This is a genomic window from Flavobacterium sp. R1_16 (assembly GCF_057652095.1).
In genome coordinates, this window is record NZ_JBYFCG010000003.1 from 86,587 (window position 1) to 102,209 (window position 15,623).

General features: G+C 33.7%; 11 protein-coding genes. 3 read left to right on the forward strand and 8 right to left on the reverse strand.

Features of this window, described 5'->3' with window-relative positions:
* Positions 1-126 precede the first annotated feature (126 nt).
* Positions 127-972 (forward strand): SDR family oxidoreductase, encoded by an 846-nt coding sequence (locus AC23L6_RS06555; RefSeq protein ID WP_487561517.1) that lies wholly within the window; start codon positions 127-129, stop codon positions 970-972.
* A gap of 97 nt (positions 973-1,069) precedes the next feature.
* Here AC23L6_RS06555 and AC23L6_RS06560 read toward each other — a convergent pair whose 3' ends face one another.
* The 4 genes from AC23L6_RS06560 to AC23L6_RS06575 form a co-directional block, all read right to left on the reverse strand.
* Positions 1,070-1,597, reverse strand: coding sequence for a GNAT family N-acetyltransferase (locus tag AC23L6_RS06560; protein ID WP_487561516.1), 528 nt, complete (start codon positions 1,595-1,597; stop codon positions 1,070-1,072).
* A 114-nt stretch (positions 1,598-1,711) separates the two neighbouring features.
* Entirely contained in the window at positions 1,712-2,578 is an 867-nt protein-coding gene (locus AC23L6_RS06565; RefSeq protein WP_487561515.1) for a nucleoside phosphorylase, read from the reverse strand.
* Positions 2,579-2,619: 41 nt separating this feature from the next.
* Complete coding sequence (locus AC23L6_RS06570; protein ID WP_487561514.1) at positions 2,620-2,970, reverse strand: translation initiation factor; 351 nt, start codon at positions 2,968-2,970, stop codon at positions 2,620-2,622.
* Positions 2,971-3,207: 237 nt separating this feature from the next.
* On the reverse strand, positions 3,208-7,044 hold the full coding sequence (locus AC23L6_RS06575; protein WP_487561513.1) for a fibronectin type III domain-containing protein: 3,837 nt from the start codon (positions 7,042-7,044) through the stop codon (positions 3,208-3,210).
* Positions 7,045-7,320: 276 nt separating this feature from the next.
* On the opposite strand from AC23L6_RS06575, the gene AC23L6_RS06580 reads away from it, so the two are divergent.
* Complete coding sequence (locus tag AC23L6_RS06580; RefSeq protein ID WP_487561512.1) at positions 7,321-8,112, forward strand: META domain-containing protein; 792 nt, start codon at positions 7,321-7,323, stop codon at positions 8,110-8,112.
* Positions 8,113-8,154: 42 nt separating this feature from the next.
* On the opposite strand, the gene AC23L6_RS06585 is transcribed toward AC23L6_RS06580, so the two are convergent.
* Complete coding sequence (locus AC23L6_RS06585; RefSeq protein ID WP_487561511.1) at positions 8,155-10,353, reverse strand: tetratricopeptide repeat-containing hybrid sensor histidine kinase/response regulator; 2,199 nt, start codon at positions 10,351-10,353, stop codon at positions 8,155-8,157.
* A gap of 240 nt (positions 10,354-10,593) precedes the next feature.
* On the opposite strand from AC23L6_RS06585, the gene AC23L6_RS06590 reads away from it, so the two are divergent.
* Entirely contained in the window at positions 10,594-11,721 is a 1,128-nt protein-coding gene (locus AC23L6_RS06590; protein WP_487561510.1) for an acyltransferase family protein, read from the forward strand.
* Positions 11,722-11,845: 124 nt separating this feature from the next.
* Here AC23L6_RS06590 and AC23L6_RS06595 read toward each other — a convergent pair whose 3' ends face one another.
* From AC23L6_RS06595 to AC23L6_RS06605, 3 genes are all read right to left on the reverse strand, one after another.
* Positions 11,846-12,802 (reverse strand): Fic family protein, encoded by a 957-nt coding sequence (locus tag AC23L6_RS06595; protein ID WP_487561509.1) that lies wholly within the window; start codon positions 12,800-12,802, stop codon positions 11,846-11,848.
* A gap of 131 nt (positions 12,803-12,933) precedes the next feature.
* Positions 12,934-14,547, reverse strand: coding sequence for a type I restriction-modification system subunit M (locus AC23L6_RS06600; protein ID WP_487561508.1), 1,614 nt, complete (start codon positions 14,545-14,547; stop codon positions 12,934-12,936).
* Positions 14,548-14,552: 5 nt separating this feature from the next.
* A complete protein-coding gene (locus AC23L6_RS06605) occupies positions 14,553-15,623 on the reverse strand; it encodes an AAA family ATPase (protein WP_487561507.1) in 1,071 nt (356 codons plus the stop codon).

Here is a 15,623-nt window from a genome sequence, read left to right on the forward strand (position 1 = left end):
TACCTTAAGGTTACTACTATTTTCATGGTTACTAAAAAGTAACTTGTTTCAGATGTAAACTATTATTAGTTACTTTGCGTAACAAATGTAATTTAAAATATATAGTAATCCAAAATTTTAAAAAAAATGAAAATAGGAATAACAGGAGCGACAGGTCAATTGGGTAGACTAGTGGTAGAAAATTTAAAAAAGAAAGTAGCTGCAGATTCCATCATCGCCTTGGTGCGTAATCCAGAAAAAGCAACTGATTTAGGCATAGAAGCACGAGCTTTTGACTATACAAAAGCAGACGGTCTTGTAGCTTCATTGCAAGGGATTGATAAATTGTTGCTTATTTCAGGCAATGAACTAGGACAGCGTTTAACTCAACATAAAGCGGTTATTGAGGCAGCCAAACAAGCAGGTATCTCACAAATCATTTATACCAGTATCTTACATGCTGACTCCTCACCATTATCATTGGCAGTCGAGCATTTAGCTACTGAAAATGCGATAAAAGACACAGGGTTAACATATACTATTCTTCGTAACGGTTGGTACACCGAAAATTATACGGGTTCTGTAAAAGGTGCTATTGCCGCTGGAGCATTTATTGGCAATGCTGGTGAAGGTAGGATTGCATCGGCTGCCCGAGTGGATTATGCCGAAGCAGCTGCGGTGGTATTGGCAGAAAGTGGTCATGAAAACAAAACCTACGAACTAGCAGGGGATGAGGCCTATACACTTGCGGAATTGGCAGCAGAAATTTCAGCACAAACAGGAAAAACTATTCCTTACAACAACCTTACGGAATCGCAATATGCCGACATTCTGAAAAGTTTTGGACTGCCAGCGGCTCTTGCAGAAATGTTAGCTGACTCCGATACAGGTGCTTCTAAAGGAGGATTGTTTGATGATTCCCACACACTTTCTTCACTAATTGGTAGACCAACTACACCATTAGCAAAAGTAGTAGCTGAAGCTATTGGGTAAAGAGTTACTAGAATTTTAGTTTTTATTATAAAGATAGTCTTAAAAAAACTCGTTTAGAGATTTCTAAACGAGTTGTATATCTATTTAGCTGAAGCAATTACGGATGCTCCATCAGCCACCAATTCCATAGTGAATTGTCTTTGTCTAAATAATTTTCAACCAAGTGCATGCCTATTTTTTGAAGAATATGATTTGAAGCTTGGTTCTCTGAATGGGTATAGGCGTTCATCTTGTCTATTTTCATTTCATTAAATCCGTAATCTAGCCATGCGATAGAAGCTTCTGTCGCGTAGCCTTTGTTCCAAAATTTTTCATCTAATCGATAACCGTAATCATAAAAATTGATATTTCCGTTTTCAGGCTGCTCGGTTACATATTTGATTCCCGTCCAGCCAATGAACTCGTTAGTGTCTTTTAAAATGGTAGCAAATCGGCCAATGGTATTGGTTGTATATTGACTTCGAACATATTCAATAACTTGAATGCTCTCTTCGATACTTTTTGAGGGGTTTTGCCAAAGATATTTATGAACTGCTGGATTTTTATCCATAGCAAACATAGCTTCGGCATCTGATAACTCTAATGGTCGAAGTAAAAGTCTTTTGGTTTCTATTACTAAATTCATTTGATTATTATATATTTTATTCTTTGCTAAAAAACAAAAAAGAGCATTATTATTTTTAATAAATGCCCCTTTTTTATAGCAATAAAGACTTGTTTTTAAAGCGTCTTGTTATTTTTATTCTGCCAATTTATCTAAAGTATAGGCTATTAATTTGTCTACTGCTTTATATGGATCTTCACTGAAAGTTCCGTTGGCACGATTTGCAATGATAGCATTTAAGGATAAACAGTTGTGACCTAATAGTTTACCCAATCCATAAATTGCTGAAGTTTCCATTTCAAGATTAGACATTCTAACGGTATTGAACTTAAAATTATCCATTTTGTTGTTTAAGCTTGGATCTTGAATACCAAGACGTAAAACTCTTCCCTGAGGACCATAAAACCCTCCAGCGGTTCCAGTAATTCCTTTGTGCATTTGTTCGCTATCAAATCTTTTTTCTAAGATTTTTGAGCAAGCAATGATATAGGGTTTTCCTTTTCGCAAATCCCAATTGGTGTGCTTGATAAAAGCATCTTCCATATCGTTTTCGGTAATGTCATCGATGAGGTAGGAGCGAAGCATATTATCCAAGCCAAGACCATAGAGTCCCATTACAAAACTATCAACCGGAATATCATCTTGCAATGAACCCGAAGTTCCTATGCGGACAATGTTTAAAGAGGTTAATTTTTCTTTTGGCTGACGCGTTTGCAAATCGATATTTACTAATGCATCCAATTCGTTCATTGTAATATCAATGTTATCAGGACCTATACCTGTTGACATTACGGTGATTCTTTTCCCTTTATAATATCCCGTTTGTGTTTTAAACTCACGTTTTTGTGTGGAAAATTCGATACTGTCAAAAAATTGTGTTATTTTTTCAACTCTATTTTGATCACCTACAAATATGATATCGTTAGCAATATGTTCTGGTTTTAGGTTTAAATGATACACACTTCCATCTGGGTTGAGTATCAATTCTGATGATTTTATCATTGTATTTATATGTTTGTTAATTATATATTAGTTGATCAATTTTATCCGCCTACTCGTTTTACAGAATATCCTTCAGATTTTAAAATCTCCATGATTTTATCTCTAAAATTTCCTTGAATAATGATTTCATTATCTTTTACGGAGCCGCCAACCCCGCATTTGGTTTTTAACATTTTTCCTAAAGTTTTTAAATCTTCTTCATTACCCTGAAAGCCTTTAATGATAGTAGCTACTTTTCCACCTCTGTTTTTTTTATCTAAATGGGCTTCCAATCGTTGTTGATTATTTGCAACCGTTTCTTCTATGTCTGATTCATTTTCAAACTCAAAATCCTTGTTGGTAGAAAAAACAAAGCCACCTAAATCGTGAAAATTATTTACTTTTTTTGACATTGTGAGATGTGGTATTCTTTATGGAGTGGAGTTATTTATTTTACGATATAATCATTATTTTTTGACAAATTTAATCAAATTCTTGGTATTATCATGTCAAATATAGGATTGCTTTATTAGAATTAAAATAAGATTTTCAAATTTAACGTATCTTTTAATGATTAGAATAAATAGTAGTAATAAAAAAACAGTTGCAAGAAACCCTGCAACTGTTGGATTACAATTTATTGAAAATTTTTATTGTTTGATAAAGCGTTTCGTTACAGGTTTTCCATTCGAAGAAATTTCTAATAGGTATACGCCTTTGTTTATGCTCGATACTGAAATTATACCATTTTCAATTTTTCCTTTAGCAATTTCTTGACCTAAGGTATTGATGATTCTATAATTGGAATTATCTGCCGAGGTAATGTTCAATATGTCTCCTTTAACAGGATTTGGATACATTTTAATATCATTGACAGTAATTGTATTTCCTTTTGCATTATTGGCATTTCGACTTCCTAAATCACCACAGCTATCTATTGGATAGGAATCCCATTCGGAAGCAAGGTTAAAAGTGGCGTTAGGATATGTTACTGTAGATTTTCTTCTGATAGTTACATCTATGGCAAAGTTAGCCGTTCCACCATTAAAGGTTCCAATAATGTCAATAAGTACACCATTTTTGAACAATCCAACGGCATCATTACCATTGAAAGTCATTTCATTAGCAGCCGTTGATATATTAGCTGATGCTGTGTTGTAACATGCTAAAGCAATTGAACTATGAACAATTACAAATTTGGCACCATTGCTTAAACTACCACTTAATGCGAGACCTGTACTCCAAGAACCTGCACCATTAGTTTGTTTTTTTACAGTGTAAATAGATAAATCAACAGCACTTCCTGTATTGTTGGCAATTTCCAATGCTTTATTAAAAGAAGAACCTTCAATATATTCTGAGAATAATAAATCTGATGCACCACCGCCTGATGCAGCATTAGTAGTCACACTAACCACATTACTTTCTAAAGAACTATTTCCAGCAGCATCTTTGGCTTTTACCGAAAAAGTGTAAGCTGTAGATGCTGTTAATCCACTTACTGCAAATGAAGTAGCGGTTGTAGTTGAACCTATTATACTTGCGCCTTGATACACATCATAACCCGTTACACCAACATTATCTGTTGAAGCTGTCCAAGATAGATTAGTTGAAGTTTCTGTAGTTCCAGAAGCTGCTAGATTGGTTGGTGCAGATGGTGCAGTTGTATCTGCTGGAGTTAAAGTAGTTACGTTTACAGTATTGCTGGCAGCAGAACTATTTCCAGCGGCATCTTTAGCTTTTACCGAAAAAGTATAAGCAGTAGATGCTGTTAATCCACTTACTGTAAATGAAGTAGTGGTTGTAGTTGAACCTATTATACTTGCACCTTGATACACATCATAACCCGTTACAGCAACATTATCAGTCGAAGTTGTCCAGGACAGATTGGTTGAAGTTTCTGTAGTTCCAGAAGCTGTCAAACTTGTTGGAGCAGACGGTGCAGTTGTATCTGCTGGAGTTAAAGTAGTTACATTTACAGTATTGCTTGCTGCAGAAACATTTCCAGCGGCATCTTTAGCTTTTACCGAAAAAGTATAAGCAGTAGATGCTGCTAATCCACTTACTGCAAATGAAGTAGCGGTTGTAGTTGAACCTATTATACTTGCACCTTGATACACATCATAACCAGTTACACCAACATTATCAGTTGAAGCTGTCCAAGACAGATTGGTTGAAGTTTGCGTAGTTCCTGAAGCAGTTAAACTAGTTGGAGCTGTTGGAGCTGTAGTATCTGCAGGAGCTAATGTAGTTACATTAACAGTATTACTCGCAGCAGAAACATTTCCAGCGGCATCTTTAGCTTTTACTGAAAAAGTGTAAGCTGTAGATGCTGTTAATCCACTTACCGCAAAAGAAGTAGCTGTTGTAGAACCTTTTAAGGTAGCACCTTGATACACATCATAACCCGTTACTGCCACGTTATCAGTTGAAGCCGTCCAAGATAGATTAGTTGAAGTTTGTGTAGTTCCTGTGGCAGTTAAACTAGTTGGAGCTGTTGGAGCCGTGGTGTCTGTGGCAGCTGCCGTAATAGTAAAGTTAGCATTCGAAACGTCAAAGAAAATATGATTGGTTCCTTTTACCATTATTCTATTTTGTGTACCTGGTGTATTAGGTATAGTAACAGCCTGAGTTCCATCATTAGGAGTTGCTGCTAATAAAGTTGTCCAAGTACTTCCAGCATTGGTTGATAACAGAATATCTACATTAGCACAATTTACTCCATTAGCCGTTGTTCCAGCCACATTCCAAGTTACAGTTTGTGTTGAATTTCCAACATAAGAAACTGCTGTGTTGGGTGAGCTAACTGTAAAAGGTCCAGCTGTTCCATTTACTGTTATGATGGTATCATCGCTATTGTTTGCAGGACCACCAGCTCGGTTGTCTCTAACAGTTAATCTAAAATTCAAAGTACGTGCTACTGAAGATAATGCTTCCACTGTAATTTCAGAACCAGCAGTTGTTGTCGCTCCTGTTAATATTGATGACATTTTTGGGAAATATCTAGTAGGTGAGGTAGTAGGATTATAAGATCTATAATTTACACCTGTAGTTTTAGTAGCACTAGGTGCGGCTGCAGTACTCTGAGAATTCGTTTGTTCCCAGTTGTAGGTGAGTAAGTCTCCATTGGCATCTGTCCCGACACCCGTTAACATAAATGGTGTGCTTTTAGGAATAGTGTAATCCAACCCAGCATCAGCAGTTGGAATAGCATTTCCAGTTACAGTTGTAGTTTGGCAGGTGGTTGTTTTTATATAATTAGTTACTTGTTGAATACTAATAGCATGAAAATAAGGATCTGAGTGAGGTTGTACATCTAAAGTTGTAATACCTGCATAACCCATTATGGTTGATCCACTTCCAGGCTCCATTTGAACGCCAGTACCTTCATTACTATGTGTAAAAGTATGATTGCCACCAAATTGATGACCCATTTCGTGTGCTACATAGTCTATGTCAAAATTATCTCCAGAAGGAATTCCATCAGCTGGGGAAGTAAATCCACTTCCTTTACCTAGGGGAACCGAAGTGGTTGGGTTTTTGCATACACAACCAATGCAACCTGCATTTCCACCTCCACCAGATGCTCCAAATAAATGTCCAATATCATAATTGGCACTTCCAATTACGTTGGTAAGAGTAGTTTGTAGCTCTTGATTCCAAGCTCCATTCGCACCTGTGCTTGCGGCAGAATAAGGGTCAGTTGAAGCACTTGTATAAATAACCAAATCATTATTGCTAATTAGGTTCATGTGTACACCAAAATCTTTTTCAAAGACACCATTAACACGAGTCATAGAGTTATTTATTGCGGCTAATGCTAAAGCTTTGGTGCCTCCAAAATAGGAAGTGTATTCTCCTGTCACGGATAATGCTAATCTAAAATTTCTTAACTTACCATCATCGGCATTAGGCCTTGCTGCCAAACTTTTGTCCATATCCTTATGTGCAGTTGCTATAACTTTACATTCAAATTTACTTAATGAAGCAATTTTATCAGATGAGGTGTAAACGGTATAACTTCCTAAATCTTTAGTATAAGGCTCAATAAAAACAGCAGTTTGGTCAGGTCTTATTATCATACTGTAAAGACCTAGAGGCGATAGACTAAAATATACTGTAGAATTAGGGTTTTCAATTCCTTGTCCAACATAGGATTTAATCTCAGGATATTTTGCAGCCAATTCAGGATCCATATTGGAGGACTCTTGAATTCTGAAATTTTCAAACTGTCCATTAGTTACTGGAAATAAAATTGTTACATTCGATTTGGTTCCGCTAGAAAATCGTTTTGGAGAACTAGAAAGAGATTGCTTTAATGAGACAACATCCAATTCAAATAGCTGTGGATTTTTGATGTTTTTCTTATTTTCATAAGTAACCGCATCCATTTTTTTTACTGTAGATTTCCACAAAGTTTTACCACTTTGAGCAAAAGTAAAGCTTGTAATAGTAAGTAATGCAATAGAAAGTAATTTGTTTTTCATAATAATATTGCTGGTTTTAGTTAAAAACAGCGTCAAATATATAAGGATTAATTAATTAATAATTTAATGAATGAATATATTTATTAACAATTTGTTATTGGTGGATGTTTAATCTTGAATATTTTATAACAAAAAAACAAAAACATTAGGATTAATTCAATTTGTTTTTTGTTTGAAAAATTAAAAAAGGGTTTTGATGGTAAAAAAAGCTCCTTATCTCATACTTTTGTCTAAAGTTTAATACTTTTATCTTTTGAAATCTTTTTGGAATAATTTATGAAAGCAGCTTTTTTATTAGGTTTACTACCTTGGATTTTGTTTGGATGCAATGCGACAAAGACATCTTCTGTCAACAAAGAGTCTATAGACCTATTGTCTAATAAGCGACAAATACAAAGTCAAGAGGAAGTTATTTATTTTAGAGCTGCAGGTAATGAGCCATTTTGGAGTTTAAAAATCAGTGATTCTGGTTTTCAATTTTCTTATTTCACTTCAAAAGTTCAAACATTTACTGCTCCCACAGTAGCTCCAATTTTAGGTCAGGATGCAAATGTAAAGCGGTATCATATCGTTACTGAATCGGGTCAGATGAACATTCAAATTACGCAAAGTGATTGTAAAGACAGTATGACTGGAGTATTATCACCATACACTGTTGAAGTAGAATTAAAATTAGGAAGTGCACCTATTTATACCACTTATAAAGGGTGTGGGGAATACATCACTGATGCTCGATTGCACAACACATGGGTTTTAGAAACTATGAATGCTAAATCAATAACTAATAATGATTTTAGCATGGGATTTCCAAGGTTAGAGATTAATACCAAAAGCAATCATTTTTATGGATTTGCTGGTTGTAATGGTATGAGTGGAAGTTTGTTTTTTGAAAAAGAACTACTTCGATTTGCCAAGATAGCTACTACTAGAAAGATGTGTCAAACACAAAATAAAGAAACAGATTTTATTACACTTCTTCAAAGTACTACTTCCTACCAAATTTCTAATAATCGATTAACGCTAAAAAATATCTCAGGAGACGAGTTGGTCTTTAAAAAAGAGGATTGATTAGGTAATATTTACTTTAGTACTTAGAACTTTTATAAATATTTAAATTGATGAAGTTGGTGTTATTAACGCTTTATGAAGCTTGTCAATTTCTAGAGGTTTCAGAAGAAAACCATTAAAGAAATTACTGTATCCATTATTATCTTTAGCAGAAATGTCAGCAGTTAGTGCATAAATTGGGAGATTTTTATTAGATGAATTTCCATTTCTTATAATAGCTGTAGCTTCAAATCCATCCATTTCGGGCATGTGTATGTCCATTAGGATAAAATCATACGATTCTTTTTCAGCTTTTTCAACGGCTTCTTTGCCATTCTTAGCATGGTCGGTTACAATACCCCATTTGCTTAACAATCGGATAGCAATTTGAGCATTAATAGCATTATCTTCTGCTAATAATACTCTTTTATTTTCTAAACTTTCTGTTACAACTTCTTGTTTGTTTTCTATTTGATTCACTCCTTTTTTAAGTCTTAATTCAAACCAAAAAGTAGTTCCTTTCCCAATCTCGCTCTCGACTTTTATTTCGCTTTTATGCAATTTTACAAGGTTTTTTACAATAGCTAATCCCAGTCCTGTTCCGCCTTGTTTTCGAGTTATCGTATTTTTTATTTGAGAAAAACTTTCAAATATTTTCACCAAGTCTTTACTTTCAATTCCTTCACCCGTATCGGTTACTTTAAAGTTTAATACATCGTATTGTTTTCCTTTTTTAGTTACTTCTACCACAAGGTCCACTGTTCCTTTTTTTGTAAATTTTATAGCATTGCTAACCAAGTTACCTAAAATTTGAGTAAGTCTAGTTTGGTCTACTAAGTACATGGCTTCACTTGAAATATCACTATGAAACTTGAATTGCAATCCTTTTTCTTGCGCCTGATAGTCATAGGATTTCCAAATATTTTCCATCAATTCTCTAAGAGAAACAGGGTGAAATTCTAACATCATTTTGCCCAAATCAAGTTTTGTGAAATCGAGAATATCATTAATAATCCACATTAGCAAGTTCGATGAAAACTTCAATGAATTGATGAGTTTTGTATCTTCATCATTAGAACGTTCGCTCAACATGGAAACAATGGTAGTGATGGCATTTAGAGGTGTCCTGATTTCATGGCTCATGGTTGAGAGAAACTCTTGACGTACTCTTGCTGCTTCTTCGGCTCTGTTATTTTTTTCAATCATTTCGGCCTTTTCTTTCTGCAACTGAGCTTCTTTTTGCATCGTTTTCATTTGTACCAGCATATCATAGCTATCAATTACTTTTAGTGTTTGTGTATTGATAACGTGCTCTTTTTCGTTGAGATAATGCTCTAAATAATCTAAGGCTACTGTTTCATTTTTTTCTTGTTTGTAGATGCGGTATAATAGATAATAACATTTGAACTTAATGATTGAAATATTGTATTGCTCGGTTAAGGCCAATGCTTCACTTAATCTCTTTTTTGCATCCTCTAAGCGGTTCATAGCCAGGTAGAGTTTGGCCATTTTGTGATAACACATAGCTAAACCTAGACGTTCTCCCATTTGAGTATGGATTGCTATTGATGCTTCGAATTCAATTTCAGATTCTTGATATTTTTGAAGTGCTAATAAAACTTTTGCTCTACCGTATTTAGCAAATGCCAATCCTCTTACATCTCCGGTTTCTTGTTTTATAGACAAAGATTTTTCGATAATGGTACTAGCCAATTCAATTTTCTGTTGTTTGATGTAAACTCCTGATAAATTATTATAGGCATTGGATTCCAGATTTAAATCGTTGATTTTTTTTGCTGCAGCTATGGCATTTTCATAGGCTAGGATGGCACTTTTTTGGTCATCAGAATATTCATAAACTGTACCTAATGATTTTTCGCAACGGGAGATATTGTAGTAATCGTTGAACTTTTTGTATATGTTTAATGCATCAATTAAAAATACAAGTCCAATATGGTAATTGTCTGTTTTATAGTACACTCCAGCAATACTGTATTTGGCATCAGCAATCCCTTTTTCATCATTTAGTGCTTCAAATAATTCCATGCTTTTTTGAGCATGTTCCAGAGCTGTATCATTATCGCCAATAATCATGTGGTATAATGAAAGTTGAGATAAGGCTTTGGCTCTTATGTCTTTTAAATCAGGGTTGTTACAAGCAGACAAAACCTCTTTAGCCAATTCAATACTATGATCAAGATTGTAAATACGGGCTTTGTTTGCCTCGTCTAAAAGAGAAATTAGCTTGTCTTTTACTGCCATTTGGGTACTACTTTATAAAAAATGAAGCTTTATTATTTTCTATAAAACTAATAAATTTATGATAATGTGTGAGATTTTTTTTAAGAATAATCATTAAGATTGGTTTGAGTGTTCGATTTAAGCACCAATTTTCAAACAGTCTATAAATTTATGTTTATGTCTATCTGAAGAAATTATTGTATATTGGTTTAAATATTAGGGTCTTACTTCTTTTTAACTTCTACTAATACAACAACTTTGATGAAACAAAATATAATAGCAATTCCTAATCTCACGTCACTAAGAGGTTTTGCGGCAATGGCTGTAGTGTTATTTCATTTTAATGAGATTTTGGTCTTATTTGTCACACAAGAGCAGACGATGTTGCTTAGAAAATGCTACTTGATGGTCGATTTGTTTTTTATCATGAGTGGATTTATAATGTTGCATGTGTATGGTTCTAGTTTTAACAAAATTATTCAACAGCACATTTTCTGGGCTTTTATCAAGGCCCGATTTGCTCGTTTGTATCCTTTGCATATAGTTACGCTAGTAGCTTCTGTTGTTTTATTTTATACGCTATCAAATGCAACGGATCCTATATCAGTTCGTATTTTTAACCCCAATGCTATTGTGACTCATCTTTTAATGCTTCATGCTTGTGGTGTTCATGATATCTTCACTTGGAATGTTCCCGCTTGGAGCATTAGTGCAGAATGGTGGGCTTACATGGTGTTTCCTTTTTTTGCACTTCTTTTGGCCAAAAATAAACGACTTGGTCTGTTTGTTTTAGGATTAGGTTCTGTTATTCTCTATTGTTTAATAGTGTTTTTTTTACCAAGAGTCAATCCATTTGCGCCTACCATTCCAAATTTGAATCATGATTTAGATGTTACCTACGATTATGGCTATTTAAGAGGCTTGGCTGGATTTATGATGGGAATGCTGACCTATGTTGCTTATAAAAACGAAAAGTTATACCGACTATTTACCAAAGATAGCGTTGCTTTAGTGTCAATTTGTATTCTTTTGGTGGGTATGCATTTTGGCTGGAATGATTTGGTGTACATTCCTTTATTTGTGCTGTTAGTGCTCTGTTTCAGTGCAAACGAAGGTAAATTGACTCAACTATGTTCACTAATACCTTTGCAGTATTTGGGTGATATTTCTTATTCTATTTATATGACGCACGGATTGATGCTCTTTTTTGCTGGTGATTTCTACCTGAAACTAGTTGGAATAACTTTTAAAGAAGGGGAGATGCACCAAATCCCATTTATTACGGGCTTGTGGAGTAGTTTGTTGTTTTTAGTACTTGTGATTATTATTTCTTCGATTACCTATTATGGAATTGAAAAACCGTGTAGAAAATGGTTGAATAAAAAATAAATTAAAAAGGTATTATTTTTAGATTTTACTTTCCGATATAGAAATTTTCAGCATTACAAGTGAAGTAAATTTAAATATTAGGCAAAAGCTTTGAAAACAGGCGAAAATATTGGTTAAAAATGAACTATTTAAACTGATATTCTGTTAATCTTAATGCTCCAAATTTAGTTAAAAGGTTTTGTTCAACTGCCCATTTTAAATCTCGACTTGCTGTTGGTGCAGATATGTTTTTAAAATGCTGCATATAGTCTTTTCTACTAAACGTATTCTTGCCTATTTTGGCTGCAAATAAGCGTATTCTATCTTCTGTATGAAGTGTAATTGATTGAGATTGTAAAAGTCCATTTAATGACTCTAAAATGATTTCTAACATAAATTCGATAAAAGGTGTTGAATTACCTTTTTTATCGGATTCGGATAATTTGTTGTAATAATCGCTTTGTTTTTGCTTTATTAATGATTCAACAGGTAAATATTCAAAAACTGGATATTGTTGCATTAGAATTAAGGTTTGCCACAACCTGCCCATTCTTCCGTTTCCGTCTAAAAATGGATGGATAAATTCAAATTCATAATGAAACACACAACTTTTAATGAGGATTAAATCGTTGTCTTTTTTCAGATAAGTAAAAAGGTCTTTCATCAATCCGTTTACCATGGTTCCGCTTGGTGCCATGTGTTCTACTTTTGAACCTTTTACAATTCCAACATTGGTAGTCCTTAATTTTCCAGCATTATCAATCAAACCACTCATTAAAACAGCGTGAGCTTTTTCTAAATCTTTCAATTGGAAAGGATTAAATGTATTGAGTTGGTAATATACTCTTATCGCATTTTGAACTTCTAAAATATCTTTTTGTGGTGCAATCACTCTTTTATTTTCCAATAAAGCCGTGATTTGTTCTTCGGTCAATGTATTACCCTCAATTTCTAAAGACGATTGAATGGTTTTGATTCGGTTTTTCTTTCGTAATTCGGTGGCAGGTTTATATAAATGAGAAGCGTTAATTTCTCCTATCTTTTCTGAAATAGAAGCAACTAACGCTACAATTTTATCGGTAATAGTATAAGGTGGTCGCATTTATGATAGTATCATTTGATAGTATCACAAAGGTATTAATTATAATCTTACATCAAAAAATCTTTATTTAAAATAAATTAGTCGGTATCAATTTGCACTAATCGGTTTTGGAAAAGGGAATTATATTTTCTTCATATTTCATCCAACCCCAATTCCTTCAAAAAAGCATTATGCTCTTTAGTTTTTAACGCAATAAGCTCATTAATTTCGGTTAGTTTTTTATTTACATCTTCTAAACTTATTTGTTCTTCATCTAAAGAAGTGCTTACATATCTTGAAATATTCAAATTATAACCATTGCTTTCAATTTCTTCCATAGATACTCTACGGCTATAACGTTCTTGTTTTTCTGGTCGATATTTATAGGTATCAATGATTTTTTGAATATGATCGTCACTTAATTTATTTTGACGTTTTTCTTTGTCAAAATACTCACTTGCATTTATAAAAAGTACATCATCTTCTTTTTTACATTTCTTTAATACTAAAATACAAACTGGAATGCCTGTTGAATAAAATAAATTAGAAGGTAATCCAATAACTGTATCAATATTATTGTCTTTTAATAATTTGGTACGAATGCGTTCTTCTGCTCCGCCGCGAAACAATACACCATGAGGCAAAATAATTGCCATAGTTCCTTCTTGACTTAAAAAATGAAATCCATGCAGTAAGAATGCAAAATCAGCAGCCGATTTTGGAGCTAATCCATAACTTTTAAAACGAAAATCTTCCGACATAGCTTCGTTTGGTTCCCAACGTAAACTAAACGGTGGATTAGCTACAATGGCATCAAAAACAATTTTTTTGCTTGGGTTCATTTCATTTAAATCATCCCATTGGTTGAGTAAGGTGTCTCCGTGAAATATTTCAAACTCCGTATCTTTTACACCATGCAAAATCATGTTCATTCGTGCAAGGTTATAAGTAGTAATGTTTTTTTCTTGTCCAAATATTTTACCGATACTACCATTATTATCTTTAATACGTTTTCTTACATTAAGCAAAAGCGAACCCGAACCACAAGCAAAATCCAATACACGTTCTAATTTGTTTTTTAATCCTGTTGTTGGATCTTGACTGTCTAACGTAACAATTTCGGATAGCACAGTCGATAGTTCTTGTGGTGTATAAAACTCTCCTGCTTTTTTTCCTGAACCTGCTGCAAATTGTCCGATTAAATATTCATAAGCATCGCCAAGTCTGTCGCTATCGGTAGAGAAATCTTTGATACCATCATTTATTTTTGAAACAATTTTGCACAAAACATCGTTGCGTTCTTTTGGGGTTTTTCCTAGCTTTTCAGAGTTTAGATTGATTTCTGAAAACAATCCTTGAAACGTACTTTCAAACGACTCGTTTTCTATAAAACGAAAACCATCTTCTAGTGTTGCCAATAATTCACCATCTTGAATTAGTGCCATTTCAGCTATGCTACTCCACAAATGTTGCGGTTTGATCACATAGTGAATTTTACGACGCATTTGTTTTTCAAATTCGGCATGATCTTCTGGATTAGTATCGTACCAAACTTTGAGTGGAATGCGTGTATCTTTGTCTTCTAAAACAGGATAATCGGTTCCTAATAGTTTTTTGACCGACTCTTCGTAGTTGGAAGACAAGTATTTTAAAAACAGGAACGACAGCATATAATCTCTAAAATCATCGGCATTCATTGCGCCACGCAATTCGTTCGCGATATCCCAAAGTGCTGCTCCTAATTGTTTTTGTTCTTTTTGTGTCATATTGACTAAAATCTAAAATTATATTTTATTAATAGTTTTTCAAAAATTTCATTGAATGTTTTGACTTCTTCCTCGTTCATTTCGTTGAATTGAGGAACAAATACTCTTTTGTGCGACAGAGAGTTTAACATATTGATGCTTTGAGTTGAATTGTCTAGTTTTATCTCTTCTAAAACAAACTTGATTTGACTTTTACCCAAAAAAGAAACAATGTTTTCAAGCAATTGTCTTAGTAAAACAAAATGATAGGTAAATAATTGTGTTCTTCTAGCTTCTTCCAATACCTGAAATAAATGAAGATGATAAAGGAAAACTTCGTTTTTAAATTCTTTTAATTCTAATTCTTCGCCTGTTCGTTTCAGCATAAACGATTTTGCATTTTTCTTGTAACGCTCGCTTTTTTCTCCGTGATTTAATCGGTCAAATAAAACAGCAAATAATCCGATATGATGTGTAGTGAGGATAATTTTTCGGTTAGTATCAAAATTATCTTCAATGATTTGCATGATGGTATCTGATGTTAAAAATATATTATGCTCGTCAAGACTTGAAACAGGATCATCTATAAACAAATGAGTATCTTGTTTGTCTGCCAAACCTTCAATTTTGAACAATGCCAAATAAAAACACCAAATAAAAATACGTTCTTCACCTCGCGATATTTTTATGAATTCATCTTCTTTTCTTTCTTTAAAAAAAACAACCGATTGAATTGCAATGGCTTGATTGTCATCAGTAATAAAACGAAATTTATAAGTAGGATGATAGTTGGCTAAAAATACATTTACTTTATCTTCTGAGAGTAAGCTGTAGAATTGGTTTAAGTTACTGAATTTTATATCCAACTTTAGATTTTTAGTATCATTGGGGTTTTCTTCATCATTATCCCAAGAAAATAAATCTTCGCTGTACGCATTGTAATACACTCCGGAGTGATTACCGTTGTTTTCTTCTTTGGTAATGTCTTTGTAGGCAACAGACAAGCGTGTTTTACCAGTAGCATTAAAGGCATAAATGCAAACGATGTACTCGTCAACATTTTTTATTTGTTGCGCTATTTCTTTAACACTCGCCAT